Origin of the sequence: Variovorax fucosicus (assembly GCF_030316825.1) — a bacterium.
Classification (GTDB): domain Bacteria; phylum Pseudomonadota; class Gammaproteobacteria; order Burkholderiales; family Burkholderiaceae_C; genus Variovorax; species Variovorax fucosicus.
This window is the reverse complement of sequence record NZ_JASZYU010000002.1, coordinates 548360-563649: the sequence shown is the minus strand read 5'-3', so window position 1 is coordinate 563649 and position 15290 is coordinate 548360. Positions and strand designations below refer to the sequence as shown.

Sequence of the window (15290 nt, the reverse complement as noted above, 5' to 3'; positions counted from 1 at the left end):
GGGGAGAAAAGCCATGCTCGAACTGCGCCCCAGCTGCGAACATTGCAACAAGGCACTGCCACCCGCATCGGCCGAGGCGCGCATCTGCAGCTTCGAATGCACCTTCTGCGCAACCTGCGTGGACACGGTGCTGGGCAACGTCTGCCCCAACTGCGGCGGCGGCTTCGTGGCCCGGCCGGTGCGTCCGGCGCAGGATCGCCAAGGCGGCAATTTTCTGGGGCGCTACCCCGCCAGCACGACCGTGCGGCACCGGCCGGTCGACCCGGCCGCCCATGCCGCATTCAGGGCGTCCCTGGAGGATGTCCCGCCAGACGCCCGATGAGCGTGGCGCCGGCACCGATCCAGGTCGTGTTCGTGCTGCTCGCGCGCAGCCTGGTGCTCGACTGGGCCGGGCCGGCGGAAGCGTTGCGCATCGCCAACCAGCAACTGCGCGCAGCCGGCAAGCCGGAGCGCTTCGCGATCCGGTTCGCGAGCCCGCGGCCCGAGTCGGTCACCTCGGTCGGCGTGGCGCTGTCCGGCCTCGCGCCGCTGCCGACCGTCTGGAGCGGCCCGGCCTGGGTGGTGCTGGTCGGTCTGCCGGGCGATGCCATCGCAGTCGACAGCGACGAAACGCGCGAACTGCTGCACTGGCTGCGCGGGCAGCGCTTCGAGCGCGACCGGCTCGAGCTTGTCACGATCTGCGCAGGCGCCGTGCTGGCCGCGCACGCGGGCCAGCTGGCCGGCCGGCGCGCAACCACGCACCACCATCACCTGGACGAACTGGCGCGTATCGAGCCGCGTTGCGACGTGGTGGGCAACCGCGTGTTCGTGCTCGATCCGCCGCTGTACAGCAGCGCGGGGGTCACCACCGGCATTGATCTGGTGCTGCACCGCATCGGCGAGACCTGCGGCGAGGCGCTGGCTGCGCAGGTCGCGCAGACGATGGTGGTGCCACTGCGGCGCGGCCCGCACGACCCCGAGCTGTCGCCCTTTCTCGCCTACCGCAACCACCTGCACGCCGCATTGCATCGCGTGCAGGACGCGGTGAGCGAGCGGCCGCAGGCCGACTGGAGCGTGCCGCGCATGGCCGATGTCGCGCACACCTCGCCGCGCCACCTGACCCGCCTGTTCGTCGAGCACGCCGGCGTGGCGCCCCTGGCCTATTTGCGGCGCCTGCGCCTCGCGAGCGCGCAACTCGCGCTGGCCTCGGGCGCCAACGTCACGCAGGCGGCCGAGTTGTCCGGATTCGGCTCCGACACGCAACTGCGTCGCGCGTGGCACCAGTTCGGCCTGCCGGGCTCACCATCGGCATCCACCTGACCTCGAAATCTTCCACAATCGCCGAATGAAACTGCGCTGCCTGCTCCCCCTTGCCCTGGCCATCCTCGCCGGCTGTTCGACGCCCGCCACCGAAGTCGTCCGGCTTCGCGATGGCGTGCTGCGCGCCCCGACCCATGCGGAGGCTTCGACCTATTGCGAGGGACTGAAAACGAGCGCTCAGCCGATCGGCAAGGCCCCCGGCGACACCGGCATCCTGTTTCGCTGCAGGTGATCCGCGGGTGATCAGCGCGTGATCGGGCTGCAGGGACGACGCTAGAGATACCCGCAGAAACGCAGCACATGCCCGTCGGGCTCGCGGATCGCGAACTCGCGCAGGCCCCACGGCTGGGAGACCGGCGGCTCGATCACGTCGACGCCGCGCTGCTTGTAGGCCGCGTGCAGGCCGTCCACATCCTGCCCGACATGGATCACGATCTCGCCGCGCCATTGGCGGGTTTCGCGTGCGTTGCACTGCCACAGGCGGATATAGACCGGGTCGCCGTAACTGCGGTCGCCCGACAAAGCGCCGGGCCGCCCCAAGCTTTGTTGTTCCCCTTGGGGGACGGCGTCGACGCAGTCGGCGCCAAGGGGCACATGCTTCACGCGCGCATAACTCGGCGGCTCGCCGGCGATGAAGTCGAGCTCGAAGCCCAGCACGTCGCGGAAATAGCGCGCAGCGCGGCTTACATCGGACACCGGCAACACCGGCTGGATGCCGTGGAACTGGTGCCGGGTACCCAGGTCGGGCGGCGTCGACGCGGTTTCGGCGGTCATCAGCTCTCGGCGCGACGCAGCGCCACCACACGTTCGGCGATCGCATCGATGTCGAGCGCGTCCTCGACGTGCGCCAGATAGGTCTCGAGATCCCGCACTGCCAGCGAGGTGTTGCCCTGTTCGGCATGGGCCAAGCCGCGGTCGCGGTGCTCGCCCCAGGCTTCGGGCAGCAGCGCGATGAGCCGGTCCTGCACGGCGATGGCGCGCTGCCAGTCTTCCTGCGTGCGATGGACTTCCTTGAGATTGCGCAGCATGCGCGAAATGATGTCGCGCGGTGTGGCCGGCTGCAGGTAGAGGCCGAGCGGCACGTCGAAATCGCCGATCAGGCCGTTGCTGCGCTTGTACGGCTCCAGCCGCTCGCTGAGTTCCTCGCGCGAGAGCGACCGGCCGGTGAACGGATCGATCACCACCTGCCCTTTCGGCAAGGTGACCTTGAGCATGAAATGCCCCGGGAAACCGACGCCGCGCGCCTGCAGGCCGAGCCCCTGCGCCAGTTCCATCCAGAGCACGGCGAGCGAGATCGGGATGCCGCGGCGGGTGCGCAACACGGCGTTCAGGTAGCTGTTGTCCGGGTCGTAGTAGTCGTTGACGTTGCCGCCGAAGCTCAGGTCGTGAAAAAAGAACTGGTTCAGCAGGCGCAGCCGCTGCAGCGGCGCCGCATCGGCCGGCAGGCGGCGCTTGAGGCGGGCCAGCAGCTGGTCGACGTCGCCCAGCACCTGCTGCACGTCGAGCTCGGGATATTCGTCTTGCGCCAGGCTGGCTGCAGCTTCGAGCAGCGGGAAATGCTCGTCGCTTTCCACGAGCGTTCGGAAGTACTCGAGGGCGGTGGGCGCAGAAAGGCTCAGGGGCATGTGTCTTTGTAGTGGAGCGCGCCGGGAGCGTCAAGGCACGTTCGACGTACGAACCTCAGCGCCGCAAAAAACTGCGCAGCTTGAGGCCCGCCAGCGCGAGCACGCCGAAATAGAGCGCGGCGGCGCCCGTGATGACGGCAGCCAGCAACCCGATGCGCAGCAGACGCTGTTCGCGCAGCGCGACCCAGTCGAAATGCCCGTTGGCCCAGACCAGCAGCGCCCCAAGCACCAGCGTGGCGGCGACCACCTGCGCGACGAAGCGCCACCAGCCCGGTTCGGGCTTGAAGCTGCCGCCGCGGCGCAGCCAGATCAGCAACAGGAGCGCATTGACCAGTTGGGCCAGGCCGATCGACAAGGTCAGGCCGGCATGCTGCAGGTAGGGCACCAGGAAAATGTTGAGCACCTGCGTCAGTACCAGTGCGACCAGGCTGGCGCGCATCGGGGTGCGCATGTCGTGCCGTGCATAGAACCCGGCCGCGAGTACCTTGATCGCCACGATGCCGAGCAGGCCGGTGCCGTAACCCATCAGCGCGACGGTGGTGCGCTGCACGTCGAGGGCGCTGAAAGCGCCGTTGTGGAAAAGCACCGCCACCAGCGGCTTGGCAAAAACCAGCAATGCGACCGCGCAAGGCACGGAGAGCAGCACGACCAGCCGCAGCCCCCAGTCGAGCATGGCCGAAAAGCGCACGTCGTCCTTCGCCGCCCGCGCGCTGGCGAGCTGCGGCATCAGCACCACGCCGAGTGCCACGCCGAGCATCGCGCTAGGAAACTCCATCAGCCGGTCGGCATTGGTGATCCAGGTGACGCTGCCGGCCGCAAGGTGCGAGGCGATCTGCGTGTTGATGAGCAGCGAGATCTGCGCGCCGCTGACGCCGATCATGGCCGGCAGCATGAGGCCGAGGATCTTGCGCGTGGTCGGATCGGTCCAGGCTGCGCGGAGTGCCGTCAGGCGCAGCCCGATGCGCGGCAGCATGCCGAGCTTGCGCAGCGCCGGAATCTGCAGCGCGAGTTGCAGGATGCCGCCGACCATCACGCCGACACACTGCGCGTAGATCGGCTCCACGCCGTAGCGCCGGAACAGCGGGGCGCCGAGCACGATCGACGAGATCAGTGCCAGGTTCAGCAGCACCGGCGACGCGGCCGGCACCGCGAACTTGCGCCAGGTGTTGAGAATCCCGCCGGCCAGCGCCACCAGCGACATGAAGCCGATATAGGGGAACATCCAGCGCGTCATGACCACGGCGGCGTCGAACCCGCCCGACTGTTTCAGCCCGCTGGCCATGGCCCAGACCATGAACGGCGCCGCGGCCACGCCCGCGGCGCACAGGACGACCAGCGTCCAGGCCAGCAGCGTGGCGACGTGGTCGACGAGCTGTTTGGCGCCCTCGTCGCCCTGCTCGGTCTTGCAGGCGGCCAGCACCGGTACGAAAGCCTGGCTGAAGGCACCCTCGCCCAGCACGCGGCGGAACAGGTTCGGGATGCGGAAAGCCACGTAGAACGCGTCGGTGAGCGCGCTGACACCGAACACCGAGCTCATCAGCACATCGCGCACGAGGCCGGTGACGCGGGAGGCGAGGGTCAGCAGCGAGACGGTGGAGGCAGATCGAAATAGGGACACGGCGACCGAGTGTAGAGGCAGCGCCCGGCCCGCATTTTTGGTGAAACGCCGCGGAACCGGCTTCGCCGGTCCGCTGGTGTTGCCCCCGGTAGGGGGTTGGCGAAGGCGACACGCAGTGCGCCGCAGCCTGGGGGCGAGCTATAATCGCGGGCTTTGCTGCATCATCCTCAGACACCTAAGGAACTACTCATATGGCATCCGCCAAGCCCAAAAAGAAGAACCCGCGCCTCGCGTCGGGCCGCAAGCGCGTCCGCCAGGACGTCAAACTCAACGCCGCGAACACCTCGCTGCGCTCCAAATACCGCACCGCTGTGAAGAATGTCGAGAAGGCCGTGCTGGCCGGCGACAAGACCAAGGCGACCGAGCTGTTCGCCAAGGCCCAGAGCATTGTCGACACCGTGGCCGACAAGGGCATCTTCCACAAGAACAAGGCTGCTCGCGACAAGAGCCGCCTGTCGGCCAAGGTCAAGGCGCTCGCCCTGGCCCCCGCAGCCGCCGCCTGACCCTGCGTCAGGCCAAGCCCGGATGAAGGCTACGCCCTCATCCGCCGTTTGACAGGGGTGCGCTGCAGCAAAGTGAAAAAACCGCCTTCGGGCGGTTTTTTCATGGGCGATCGATTGGTGGCCGATCTCAGCGCGCCGGTTTTTCCGGAACGATGCAGGCCGCGACCACCTGCAGGCCGTTGTCCCGGGCGAAGTTCATGACGAAGTCCCACGCCATCACTTCGTGGTCGCGCAACTCGGCGCTCACGATGACGCACTTGATGCCGTTGATGGTGGTCGGAACACACCATGGCGAGTAGCTCAAATGGTCGCCCGGCTGGGCCCCGCCGGGGCGAAACGAGCTCATCACGCCCGCCAGCCGTTCGGCCCAGTCGCTCGGCCGGAAAGTCCGTCCATCGCTCGTGATGCCTTGAATGAAAAGTTGTTTGGCGTCGGGGAAGTCCATGAAGAAGAGGCGGCCACGGCGCGTTGCTGCAGTGCACAAGGATTTTAGCCGTGAGGCACGCACGCCCTGTGCCAGGGGCATTGCTGTGATGCGCAATCCTCACCGCCGCCGCCAGGCCCGCCGCCTAGAATCCGCCTTCCTTTTCCCGGAGATCCACCGAATGAGCGCTACCGCCCAGCCCACGTCGCCCCATGTCATGAACACCTACGGCCGACTGCCGATCGCGCTGTCGCATGGCCAGGGCTGCCGAGTCTGGGACACCAACGGTCGCGCGTACCTCGACGGCCTGGGCGGCATCGCCGTCAACACGCTCGGCCACAACCATCCCGAGCTCGTGCCGGCGCTGCAGGACCAGCTCACGAAACTCATCCACAGCTCCAACTACTACCACGTGCCCGGCCAGGAAAAGCTGGCCGCCAAGCTGGTCGAGCTGTCGGGCATGACCAATGCGTTCTTCTGCTGCACCGGCCTGGAGGCCAACGAGGCAGCACTCAAGCTGGCGCGCAAGTTCGGCCACGAAAAAGGGATCGAGCGGCCCGAGATCGTGGTCTACGAGCATGCCTTTCATGGCCGCTCGATCGCCACGCTGTCAGCCACCGGCAACCCGAAGATCCAGGCCGGCTTCGGCCCGCTGGTCGAGGGCTTCATCCGCGTGCCGCTGAACGACATCGAGGCGCTGAAGAAAGCCACCGAGGGCAACCCGAACGTGGTCGCGGTGTTCTTCGAGACCATCCAGGGCGAAGGCGGCATCCACCCGATGCGCTGGGACTACCTGAAGCAGGTGCGCGCCCTGTGCGACCAGAAGGACTGGCTCATGATGATCGACGAGGTGCAGTGCGGCATGGGCCGCACCGGCAAGTGGTTCGCGCACCAGTGGGCCGGCATCGTGCCCGACGTGATGCCGCTGGCCAAGGGCCTGGGCTCGGGTGTGCCGATCGGCGCGGTGGTGGCTGGCCCGAAGGCCGCGAACCTGTTTCAGCCCGGCAACCATGGCACCACCTTCGGCGGCAATCCGCTGGCAATGCGCGCCGGCATCGAAACCATCCGCATCATGGAAGAGCACAAGCTGCTCGAGAACGCGGCCACGGTCGGCGCGCACCTCAAGGCCGCGCTGGAACGCGAGTTCTCGCGCCTGCCGGGCGTGAAGGAAATCCGCGGCGCGGGCCTGATGCTCGGCATCGAGCTCGACCGGCCCTGCGGCGTGATCCTGACCCAGGCCTGCGAGGCCGGCCTGCTGCTTTCGGTGACGGCTGACAGCGTGATCCGCCTGGTGCCGCCGCTGATCCTGAGCATCGCCGAAGCCGACGAGATCGTCGCCATCCTGGCGCCGCTGGTGAAAGCCTTTCTCGCAGAAGCCAAGGCGGCATGACGATGACGGGAATCCGGCACTACCTGCAGTTCTCGGACTTCACGGCCGACGAGTACGCGCACGTGTTCGCGCGCGCGGCTCTGATCAAGAAGAAGTTCAAGGCCTACGAGCGGCACCAGCCACTGGTCGACCGCACGCTGGCGATGATTTTCGAGAAGGCCTCCACGCGCACGCGCGTGAGCTTCGAAGCCGGCATGTACCAGCTCGGCGGCTCGGTCGTGAACCTGACCACCGGCGACAGCCAGCTCGGCCGCGCCGAGCCGATCGAGGACAGCGCCAAGGTCATCAGCCGCATGGTCGACATCGTGATGATCCGCACCTACGAACAGACCAAGATCGAGGCCTTTGCGGCGAACTCGCGCGTGCCGGTCATCAACGGCCTGACCAACGAGTTCCACCCCTGCCAGATCCTGGCCGACATCTTCACCTACATCGAGCACCGCGGCTCGATCAAGGGCAAGACGGTGGCCTGGGTCGGCGACGGCAACAACATGGCCAACACCTGGCTGCAGGCGAGCGAAATCCTCGGCTTCAAGGTGCATGTGAGCACGCCGAGCGGCTACGAGGTCGATCAGTCGGTGGCCGGCATCCGCTCGGCCGACAGCTACCGGGTGTTCAAGGACCCGATGGAAGCCTGCCGCGGCGCCGACCTCGTCACCACGGATGTGTGGACGAGCATGGGCTACGAGGCCGAAAACGACGCGCGCAAGAAGGCCTTCGCCGACTGGTGCGTCGACACCGACATGATGCGCATCGCCCAGCCAGACGCCCTCTTCATGCACTGCCTGCCCGCGCACCGCGGCGAAGAAGTCGAGGCCGACGTGATCGACGGCCCGCAGTCGGTGGTGTGGGACGAAGCCGAGAACCGGCTCCACGCGCAAAAGGCGCTGATGGAGTTCCTGCTGCTCGGCAAGATCGAGACTTCCTGAGCCCCGCCAGACCCGGGCGCGCGCCCGGCACGGCCTGCCCACGCTCCCAGGCTTTACGCGGCCCGACGATATGTGTACATTGTTCACATATCGCAAGGAGACCCCGATGAACTACCCGGACATCGTTTCGCGCGACCGCTGGCAAAGCGCCCGCGACGAACTGCTGAAGGCCGAAAAGGAACTCACCCGCGCCCATGACGCGCTGAATGCGCGGCGCCGCCAGTTGCCGATGACCGAGGTCACGCGCGACTACGTTTTCAAGTCGGCCGCGCGCGGCGACCTGCGGCTGGTCGACCTGTTCGACGGTCGGGATCAGCTCGTCGTCTATCACAACATGCTCACGGCGGATCACATCTGCCCCGGTTGCTCGCAGGTGTGCGATCACATGATGAACAACTTCGCGCACCTGCATGCGCGCCGCACCTCGTTCGCGATGGTGGCGCGCGCCGGCGTGCCGCGCATCGAAGAGGTGAAGGCGCGCATGGGCTGGACGTTTCCATGGGTGTCGTGCGAGGGCACCACGTTCCACGAGGACTTCGTCACCGCGCAGGACAACGCTTCGTTCGGCTTCTCGGTCTTCATCCGCCAGGCGCAACGCGTGTTCCAGACCTGGTTCACCTCCGGCCGCGGCGCCGAGCAGGCCAGCAACACCTTCCAGCTGCTCGACCTCACGCCCTGGGGCCGGCAGGAGGCCTGGGAGAAGTCGCCCACCGGCTGGCCGCAAGACCCGCCCTACAGCTGGCAGCGGCTACACGACGAGTACCCCGCCGCGAACTGAGCGACTCATTTCGTCACGTGGCCTGTTGGAAATAACCGACACCACGACCCCGCGTGCGGCGCTAACTTCGCTGCATGACTTCCACCGCACCGCGACTCTGGGACATCTCCCCGCCAGTGCACGAAGGCGCGCCGGTTTTCCCCGGTGACACGCCTTACCGGCAACGCTGGGCCGCCAGCATCGGCCCCGGCTGCCCGGTGAACGTCAGCGAGATCACGCTGTCGCCGCATGTCGGCGCACATGCCGATGCGCCGCTGCACTACGACGCCGATGGCACCACCGTCGGTGACCTCGACCTTTCGCCCTTTCTCGGCACCTGCCGCGTGATCCATGCGATCGCGCGGGGCCCGTTGATCGAGTTGGCGCACATCGAGCACGCCGTCGACCAGCGCCTGCCGCCACGCGTACTGGTGCGCACCTACCAGCGCGCGCCGGTCGACCGCTGGGACGGCGCCCTCGCTGCCTATGCGCCGGCCACCATCGAACGTCTCGCCGCGCTCGGCGTCAAGCTCGTGGGCATCGACACCGCCAGCATCGACCCGGCCGACAGCAAGACGCTCGACAGCCATCAGGTCATCCGCCGCCTCGGCCTGCGCGTGCTCGAGAACCTCGTGCTCGACGACGTGCCCGAGGGCGACTACGAACTCATCGCGCTGCCGCTCAAGCTGGTCAGCGCCGATGCCTCCCCCGTGCGCGCCGTCCTGCGGAGCTTATGAACCTCCCCCAGTCTTCGCGCACTTCGTGTCGCTTCGCCAACCCCCTCACCGGGGGCAACACCAGTGGCCCGGCAAAGCCGGTTCCACGGTGTTCCGCGATGGACACCCGCTGAATTCGAACCCATGAAAGCCGACATGCTCCTTGACGACTGCCGCGCACTGGATGCGCAAGATCCGCTCGCCGCCTTACGCGACCTGTTCACGCTGCCCGATGGCGTGATCTACCTCGATGGCAACTCGCTCGGTGTGTTGCCCAAGGCCGCACCCGCGCGCATTGCCGAAGTGGTGACGAAGGAATGGGGCGAAGGCCTGATCCGCTCGTGGAACAGCGCAAGCTGGTTCGACCTGCCGCAGCGTCTCGGCGACAAGGTGGCCCGCCTGGTCGGCGCGGCGCCCGGCGAAGTGGTGTGCACCGACAGCACCTCGATCAATCTCTACAAGGTTCTGTTTGCGGCCCTCTCGCAGCAGGCCGCCAGCGGCCGCAAACTGGTCGTGAGCGAGCGCAGCAACTTCCCGACCGACCTCTACATCGCCGAGTCGATGTGCCGCGAGCGCGGCTTCACGCTGAAGCTGATCGACGCGAGCGAGCTGCCCGCAGTGCTCACCGACGAGGTGGCCGTGCTCATGCTCACCCACGTGAACTATCGCACCGGCGCCATGCACGACATGAAGGCCGTCACCGCTGCCGCCCACGCGGCTGGCGTGCTCACGGTCTGGGATCTGGCGCACAGTGCCGGCGCGGTGCCCGTCGCGCTGAACGACAGCGATGCGGACTTTGCCATCGGCTGCGGCTACAAGTACCTGAACGGCGGCCCTGGCGCGCCGGCTTTCGCTTGGGTCAACACGCGGCACGCCGGCAAGTTCGAGCAGCCGCTGTCGGGCTGGTGGGGCCATGCCGCGCCGTTCGAGTTCACCCCGCACTACCGGCCCGCACCGGGCATTGGCCGCTACCTCTGCGGCACGCAGCCGATCGTGGCACTGGCCGGCCTCGAATGCGGACTCGACACAGTGCTCGCCGCCGAAGCCTTCAACGGCGACTTCGGCCCGATGATGGCGCTGCGCACCAAGTCGCTGGCGCTCACCGACGCGTTCATCGAACTGGTCGAACAACGTTGCGCCGGCCATGGCCTCGAACTCGTGACGCCGCGCAACCACGCGCAGCGCGGCTCGCAGGTATGCCTGAGCCGCACGGAAGGCGCGTACGCGATCGTGCAGGCGCTCATTGCGCGCGGCGTCATCGGCGACTACCGCGCCGGCGACAGCCAGATGCCCGACATCCTGCGCTTCGGCTTCACGCCGCTGTACCTGGGCTTCGAAGACGTGTGGAACGCGGTCGAGCATCTCGTGCAGGTACTCGAAACGGCAGAGTGGAAGCAACCCGCGTTCAACCAGAAGAACGCGGTGACCTGACATGACCACCGAGAAGATCGTCCACGAAGAGAAGGCGCAGCTCGACTTCAGCGCTTCGATGAGCTACGGCGACTACCTGCACCTCGACGAAGTTCTGAACGCGCAGCACCCACTCTCGCCGGCGCACGACGAGATGCTGTTCATCGTGCAGCACCAGACCAGCGAGCTCTGGATGAAGCTCATGCTGCATGAGCTGCGCGCCGCCATCGCGTGCATCGCCGACGACCGGCTGGCCGACGCCTTCAAGATGCTGGCGCGCGTGAGCCGCATCATGGAACAGCTGGTCAGCGCATGGACGGTGCTCTCGACCATGACGCCGCCCGAGTACACCGCGATGCGGCCCTACCTGGCGAACTCCAGCGGCTTCCAGAGCGCGCAGTACCGCTGCATCGAGTTCGCGCTCGGCAACAAGAACGCCGCCATGCTCAAGCCGCATGCGCACCGGGCGGATCTGCTGGCGCAAGTGGAGGCCGCCTACCGCTCGCCCTCGCTCTATGACGAGGCGCTGCGCCTGCTGGCACGCCGCGGCATCGCGGTGCCGGCCGACCACATCGAGCGCGACTGGACGCAGGGCTATGAAGCCAGCGCCGGCGTCGAGCAGGCCTGGCTCACCGTGTACCGCGACCCGCACGCGCATTGGGATCTGTACCAGCTCGGCGAGAAGCTGACCGACATCGAAGACGCCTTCCGCCTGTGGCGCTTCCGGCACGTGACAACGGTGGAACGCGTGATCGGCTTCAAGCGCGGCACCGGCGGCACCGGCGGCGTGAGCTACCTGCGCAAGATGCTCGACGTGGTGCTGTTCCCCGAGATCTGGGCGCTGCGCACGGATCTTTGATTCGACCCGCGGTCAGCCGGCATACAGCCACGGCTGGTCCAGCAGACGCTTGCCCAGCACACGCATCGCGAGGTCACGCCCCCACCGCATCGCGCCGGTCGCGTGAAAGATGTCGCCATTGCGCCGCGCCCGGGTCTGCACCAGGGCATTGCGCTGCCAGCGCGCGGCAGCATAGCTGGCAAAGGCAGCGGGTATCTCGGCCGGGCCGCCCTCGCCCAGCGCATCGGCCAACGCGACCGCGTCCTCGATCGCCATGCCGGCGCCCTGCGCCAGGTACGGCACCATCGGGTGCGCCGCATCGCCGACCAACGCGATGCGGCCGTTGGCCATCCCGCCCGCCGACGTGAGCGGGGCGCGGTCGTGCAGGCTCCAGGCGCGCCAGACCGGCATCGCTTCCAGCAAGGTCTGCAAGCTGCCGCCGCAACGGCCCGTGGCCTGCTGCAGGGCCGCGAAGCTGCTGGCCTGATCCCAATCCCGCGCATCGCCGGCCGGGGTCGACTCGGCGATGACCACCACGTTGAGCCACGTGCCGCCGCGCACCGGATAGGCCACCGCATGCAGCCGCGGGCCGAGCCAGACATCGACGTGGCGGCTGCGCCGGGCGGCCGGCAGACGCGACTGATGCAACAGACCGCGCCAGGCCGTGTGGCCGGTGCCGCGCGGCGCCGCGGCCGACGCATCGACCTGCTGCCGCACTGTGCCCCACAGGCCATCGGCACCGACCAGGGCATCGCCTTCCCACGCACGCGCATTGGCGCTGGAAACGCAGACCGACGCATCGCCGGCCACCGCCTCGCCGACACGCACGCCTACGTTGAGGCTCATTTGCCGGGCGCCACGCGCCTGCGCCGCTCGCAGCAGCAGCGTGTGCAGATCGGCGCGGTGCACGCAGCAGTACGGCGCGCCGTAGCGTTGCTGCAGGCTTTTACCGAGCGGCATGCGGGCCAGCTCGGCATCGCCGTCGGCGCTGCGGATCACCAGCGATTCCGGCAGGGCCGCGATGGCCTTCAGCGGCTGCTCGAGGTTCAGCGCGATCAGCCGGCGCGTTGCATTGGGGCCAAGCTGCACGCCGGCGCCGATCTCACCGAAGGCCGTGGCCTGCTCCAGCACGTCGATGCGGTGGCCGCGCCGCGCGAGGGCCAGCGCAGCCGCAAGGCCGCCAATGCCGCCGCCGGCGACCAGGATGTGCGCAGCCATGCGGCTCAGCGGGAACCAGCGGTCGGAGGCATCTCGGTCGTCTTGACGTCGGCCTTGCCGCAGGCACCACAGCTGTCGCAAGACCCGCAACCCGAGGTCTTGGCGAGCGACGCGGCAAGCTGCTCGGCGCGGGCCAGGTCGACCAGCCCCGCCCGGTGCGTGCCGCTGGCGAGCTTGTGCGCGGCGCTGCGGCGCCAGCCGGCCGGCATCCAGCGCCAGGCTGCGTAGAACGCAGCGGCTGCGACGATGAATCCGACAATGATCTGTTGCGTCATGGCAATCAACCCCAGCCCAATGCGAGCGCGATCCGGTAGGTGATGAAGCAGGCAATGTAGGCGAGCGCGAACAGGTAGCCCGCCATGATCCAGACGTACTTCCACGAATTGGTTTCGCGCTTCACCGCGGCCAGGGTCGAGATGCATTGCGGCGCGAACACATACCAGACCAGCAGCGACAGCGCCGTGGCGAGCGACCAGCTGCTCGCAATCAGCGGCTGCAATTGCCCCGCGACCTCTTCGCCGGTGGCCGACAGCGCGTAGACGGTGCCGAGCGCGCCGACCGCGACCTCGCGCGCCGCCATGCCGGGCACCAGCGCGATCGAGATCTGCCAATTGAAACCGATCGGCGCAAAGATGTGCTCCAGCCCGCGGCCCAGCATGCCGGCCAGGCTGTACTGGATGGCCGGGCCGGTCGCACCTTCGGGCGGCGACGGGAAGGTCGACAGGAACCACAGCAGGATCGTGAGCGTGAGGATGATGGTGCCCACGCGCTGCAGGAAGATCCAGGCGCGCTCGTACAGGCCGAGCGCCAGGTTGCGCAGGTTGGGCCAGCGGTAGGCCGGCAGCTCCATCAGCAACGGCGAGTGCGACTGGTTGTCGCGGAAGCGCTTCATCACCCAGGCCACCGCCATCGCAGAAACAATGCCGAAGGCGTAGAGCGCAAACAGCACGATGCCCTGCAGATTGAACAGGCCGCCCACCGTTTTCTCGGGAATGAAGGCGGCGATCAGCAGCGCATACACCGGCAGCCGCGCCGAGCAGGTCATGAGCGGCGCGATCATGATGGTGGTGAGCCGGTCGCGCCAGTTGCTGATGGTGCGCGTGGCCATCACGCCGGGAATGGCGCAGGCAAAGCTCGACAGCAGCGGAATGAACGAGCGGCCCGAGAGGCCCACGGTGCCCATCACGCGGTCCAGCAGGAACGCAGCGCGCGGCAGATAGCCCGAATCCTCGAGCGCGAGGATGAACAGGAACAGGATCAGGATCTGCGGCAGGAACACCACCACGCCGCCGACGCCGGCCACGATGCCGTCCACCAGCAGGCTCTGCAGCATGCCTTCGGGCACCACGGCCTTGACGAGGTGGCCGAAGGCCTCGGTGCCGGCCTTGATCGCATCCATCGGCACGGTGGCCCAGCTGAACACGGCCTGGAACATCAGGAACAGCGTGACCGCAAGCACCAGCATGCCCGCGACCGGATGCAGCACGATGCGGTCGATGCGGTCGCTGGTGGCGAGGCTGCCGACCGGCTCGCGCACAGCCACCGCAAGGATGCGGCGCACCTCGCGCTGCGTGGCCAGCACATCTGCCATGGCCGGCGCCTGCCAGGGCACGCGGGCCGCGGCCGCGACCGGTGCGTCGAGCTGTTCGAGCAGGCCCTGCGCGCCACCCGTGTGCACACCGACGGTCTCGATCACCGGCACGCCGAGCTCGCGCGACAGCGCTGCGGCATCGACCGTGATGCCCTGCTTCTTGGCCATATCGGTCATGTTCAGCGCCACCACCATCGGCAGGCCGAGCTGGCGCGCCTCCAGCACCAGCCGCAGGTTCAGCCGCAGGTTGGTGGCATCGGTCACGCACACCAGCAGGTCGGGCAGCGCCTCCTTGCTCTGGCCGGTGACCACGTCGCGCGTGACGGCCTCGTCGGCCGACAGCGCATTGAGGCTGTAGGCGCCGGGCAGGTCGAGCACGAACACACGGCGGCCCGCAGCGGTGCGCAACGTGCCTTCCTTGCGCTCGACTGTCACGCCCGCATAGTTGGCGACCTTCTGGCGACTGCCCGTGAGCAGATTGAACAGCGCTGTCTTGCCGCAGTTGGGATTGCCGAGCAAGGCGATGCGCGCGGGTGGCGTGGTCGCCGTGCCGGTGGCGCCGGGCTGAAAGCTGAGGGTCGCTTCAACCATGCTGCGCGGCCCCCGGCGTGACGCGGATGAACGACGCTTCGTGCCGGCGCAGCGCAAAAGTGGTGTGGCCGAGGCGCACGGCCAAGGGCTCGCGGCCGGGCACGCCGTTGGCCACGATGCGCACCGCTTCGCCGGGGACGAAACCGATTTCGGTGAGCCGCAGCACCAGTTCGCGGTCGTCCGCCGCATCGGGCAGCGTCAGGTCGACCACCGTCGCCCACTGGTTGCTGGGAAGCTGATCGAGGCTCATGGCGGTCGCAGCCGCTGCGTTCTGTGGGGTCACCCGCGAAGTCCAAGTTATCAAAATGAGAATTATTCTCGAAAACTCGGCCATCCGGCGACTTCGGGCGAAAGTAGCCCTTTGTAAAGGCATGATCGAGG

General features: G+C 67.8%; 18 protein-coding genes. 10 read left to right on the top strand and 8 right to left on the bottom strand.

All coding sequences use genetic code 11. The features are described from left to right. Nucleotides 1–13 precede the first annotated feature (13 nt). The 3 genes from QTI05_RS14785 to QTI05_RS14775 are packed head-to-tail and all read left to right on the top strand — an operon-like array spanning nucleotide 14 to nucleotide 1531. The gene (locus tag QTI05_RS14785; protein WP_286621988.1) at nucleotides 14–322 is read left to right on the top strand and encodes a DUF1272 domain-containing protein; all 309 of its coding nucleotides are present in this window, start codon (nucleotides 14–16) and stop codon (nucleotides 320–322) included. After that, nucleotides 319–1299 (top strand): GlxA family transcriptional regulator, encoded by a 981-nt coding sequence (locus QTI05_RS14780; protein ID WP_286621987.1) that lies wholly within the window; start codon nucleotides 319–321, stop codon nucleotides 1297–1299. Before QTI05_RS14785 ends, QTI05_RS14780 begins: the two co-directional genes overlap by 4 nt. 25 nt (nucleotides 1300–1324) lie before the next feature. Then, on the top strand, nucleotides 1325–1531 hold the full coding sequence (locus tag QTI05_RS14775; protein ID WP_286621985.1) for a hypothetical protein: 207 nt from the start codon (nucleotides 1325–1327) through the stop codon (nucleotides 1529–1531). A 41-nt stretch (nucleotides 1532–1572) separates the two neighbouring features. On the opposite strand, the gene QTI05_RS14770 is transcribed toward QTI05_RS14775, so the two are convergent. The 3 genes from QTI05_RS14770 to murJ are packed head-to-tail and all read right to left on the bottom strand — an operon-like array spanning nucleotide 1573 to nucleotide 4542. After that, the gene (locus tag QTI05_RS14770) at nucleotides 1573–2073 is read right to left on the bottom strand and encodes a VOC family protein (protein WP_286621984.1); all 501 of its coding nucleotides are present in this window, start codon (nucleotides 2071–2073) and stop codon (nucleotides 1573–1575) included. Next, a complete protein-coding gene (locus QTI05_RS14765; protein ID WP_286545621.1) occupies nucleotides 2073–2924 on the bottom strand; it encodes a SirB1 family protein in 852 nt (283 codons plus the stop codon). Before QTI05_RS14765 ends, QTI05_RS14770 begins: the two co-directional genes overlap by 1 nt. Nucleotides 2925–2979: 55 nt before the next feature. Further along, a complete protein-coding gene (gene murJ / locus QTI05_RS14760) occupies nucleotides 2980–4542 on the bottom strand; it encodes a murein biosynthesis integral membrane protein MurJ (protein WP_286621983.1) in 1563 nt (520 codons plus the stop codon). A gap of 191 nt (nucleotides 4543–4733) precedes the next feature. Here murJ and rpsT point away from each other — a divergent pair, with 191 nt between their 5' ends. Next, nucleotides 4734–5045, top strand: a complete 312-nt coding sequence (rpsT, locus tag QTI05_RS14755; protein ID WP_286545619.1) for a 30S ribosomal protein S20 — start codon at nucleotides 4734–4736, stop codon at nucleotides 5043–5045. Nucleotides 5046–5172: 127 nt separating this feature from the next. Here rpsT and QTI05_RS14750 read toward each other — a convergent pair whose 3' ends face one another. Beyond that, nucleotides 5173–5490, bottom strand: coding sequence for a DUF3579 domain-containing protein (locus tag QTI05_RS14750; RefSeq protein ID WP_286545618.1), 318 nt, complete (start codon nucleotides 5488–5490; stop codon nucleotides 5173–5175). Between the two features lie 160 nt (nucleotides 5491–5650). On the opposite strand from QTI05_RS14750, the gene QTI05_RS14745 reads away from it, so the two are divergent. The 6 genes from QTI05_RS14745 (at nucleotide 5651) to kynA (ending at nucleotide 11530) form a co-directional block, all read left to right on the top strand. Then, nucleotides 5651–6859, top strand: coding sequence for an aspartate aminotransferase family protein (locus QTI05_RS14745; RefSeq protein WP_286621981.1), 1209 nt, complete (start codon nucleotides 5651–5653; stop codon nucleotides 6857–6859). 2 nt (nucleotides 6860–6861) lie between these two features. Next, nucleotides 6862–7788 (top strand): ornithine carbamoyltransferase, encoded by a 927-nt coding sequence (gene argF, locus QTI05_RS14740; RefSeq protein ID WP_444812924.1) that lies wholly within the window; start codon nucleotides 6862–6864, stop codon nucleotides 7786–7788. Nucleotides 7789–7894: 106 nt separating this feature from the next. Then, nucleotides 7895–8566 (top strand): DUF899 domain-containing protein, encoded by a 672-nt coding sequence (locus tag QTI05_RS14735; RefSeq protein WP_286621979.1) that lies wholly within the window; start codon nucleotides 7895–7897, stop codon nucleotides 8564–8566. 74 nt (nucleotides 8567–8640) lie between these two features. Then, on the top strand, nucleotides 8641–9282 hold the full coding sequence (gene kynB, locus QTI05_RS14730) for an arylformamidase (RefSeq protein ID WP_286621977.1): 642 nt from the start codon (nucleotides 8641–8643) through the stop codon (nucleotides 9280–9282). A gap of 135 nt (nucleotides 9283–9417) precedes the next feature. Beyond that, entirely contained in the window at nucleotides 9418–10692 is a 1275-nt protein-coding gene (gene kynU, locus QTI05_RS14725) for a kynureninase (RefSeq protein ID WP_286621975.1), read from the top strand. Between the two features lies 1 nt (nucleotide 10693). After that, complete coding sequence (gene kynA, locus QTI05_RS14720; RefSeq protein ID WP_286621974.1) at nucleotides 10694–11530, top strand: tryptophan 2,3-dioxygenase; 837 nt, start codon at nucleotides 10694–10696, stop codon at nucleotides 11528–11530. Nucleotides 11531–11542: 12 nt separating this feature from the next. On the opposite strand, the gene QTI05_RS14715 is transcribed toward kynA, so the two are convergent. The 4 genes from QTI05_RS14715 to QTI05_RS14700 are packed head-to-tail and all read right to left on the bottom strand — an operon-like array spanning nucleotide 11543 to nucleotide 15159. After that, entirely contained in the window at nucleotides 11543–12727 is a 1185-nt protein-coding gene (locus QTI05_RS14715; RefSeq protein ID WP_286621972.1) for an FAD-dependent monooxygenase, read from the bottom strand. Between the two features lie 5 nt (nucleotides 12728–12732). Next, the gene (locus QTI05_RS14710) at nucleotides 12733–13002 is read right to left on the bottom strand and encodes a DUF6587 family protein (RefSeq protein ID WP_286621971.1); all 270 of its coding nucleotides are present in this window, start codon (nucleotides 13000–13002) and stop codon (nucleotides 12733–12735) included. 5 nt (nucleotides 13003–13007) lie between these two features. Next, nucleotides 13008–14909 (bottom strand): ferrous iron transporter B, encoded by a 1902-nt coding sequence (gene feoB, locus QTI05_RS14705; protein ID WP_286621969.1) that lies wholly within the window; start codon nucleotides 14907–14909, stop codon nucleotides 13008–13010. Further along, a complete protein-coding gene (locus QTI05_RS14700) occupies nucleotides 14902–15159 on the bottom strand; it encodes a FeoA family protein (protein WP_286546221.1) in 258 nt (85 codons plus the stop codon). The genes feoB and QTI05_RS14700 overlap by 8 nt, the downstream gene beginning before the upstream one ends. Nucleotides 15160–15290: the final 131 nt, after the last annotated feature.

Coding starts and splice junctions, on each gene's coding strand:
- QTI05_RS14785 (WP_286621988.1), top strand. CDS start 14: ATGCTCGAACTGCGCCCCAGCTGCGAACATTGCAACAAGGCACTGCCA.
- QTI05_RS14780 (WP_286621987.1), top strand. CDS start 319: ATGAGCGTGGCGCCGGCACCGATCCAGGTCGTGTTCGTGCTGCTCGCG.
- QTI05_RS14775 (WP_286621985.1), top strand. CDS start 1,325: ATGAAACTGCGCTGCCTGCTCCCCCTTGCCCTGGCCATCCTCGCCGGC.
- QTI05_RS14770 (WP_286621984.1), bottom strand. CDS start 2,073: ATGACCGCCGAAACCGCGTCGACGCCGCCCGACCTGGGTACCCGGCAC.
- QTI05_RS14765 (WP_286545621.1), bottom strand. CDS start 2,924: ATGCCCCTGAGCCTTTCTGCGCCCACCGCCCTCGAGTACTTCCGAACG.
- rpsT (WP_286545619.1), top strand. CDS start 4,734: ATGGCATCCGCCAAGCCCAAAAAGAAGAACCCGCGCCTCGCGTCGGGC.
- QTI05_RS14750 (WP_286545618.1), bottom strand. CDS start 5,490: ATGGACTTCCCCGACGCCAAACAACTTTTCATTCAAGGCATCACGAGC.
- QTI05_RS14745 (WP_286621981.1), top strand. CDS start 5,651: ATGAGCGCTACCGCCCAGCCCACGTCGCCCCATGTCATGAACACCTAC.
- argF (WP_444812924.1), top strand. CDS start 6,862: ATGACGGGAATCCGGCACTACCTGCAGTTCTCGGACTTCACGGCCGAC.
- QTI05_RS14735 (WP_286621979.1), top strand. CDS start 7,895: ATGAACTACCCGGACATCGTTTCGCGCGACCGCTGGCAAAGCGCCCGC.
- kynB (WP_286621977.1), top strand. CDS start 8,641: ATGACTTCCACCGCACCGCGACTCTGGGACATCTCCCCGCCAGTGCAC.
- kynU (WP_286621975.1), top strand. CDS start 9,418: ATGCTCCTTGACGACTGCCGCGCACTGGATGCGCAAGATCCGCTCGCC.
- kynA (WP_286621974.1), top strand. CDS start 10,694: ATGACCACCGAGAAGATCGTCCACGAAGAGAAGGCGCAGCTCGACTTC.
- QTI05_RS14715 (WP_286621972.1), bottom strand. CDS start 12,727: ATGGCTGCGCACATCCTGGTCGCCGGCGGCGGCATTGGCGGCCTTGCG.
- QTI05_RS14710 (WP_286621971.1), bottom strand. CDS start 13,002: ATGACGCAACAGATCATTGTCGGATTCATCGTCGCAGCCGCTGCGTTC.
- feoB (WP_286621969.1), bottom strand. CDS start 14,909: ATGGTTGAAGCGACCCTCAGCTTTCAGCCCGGCGCCACCGGCACGGCG.
- QTI05_RS14700 (WP_286546221.1), bottom strand. CDS start 15,159: ATGAGCCTCGATCAGCTTCCCAGCAACCAGTGGGCGACGGTGGTCGAC.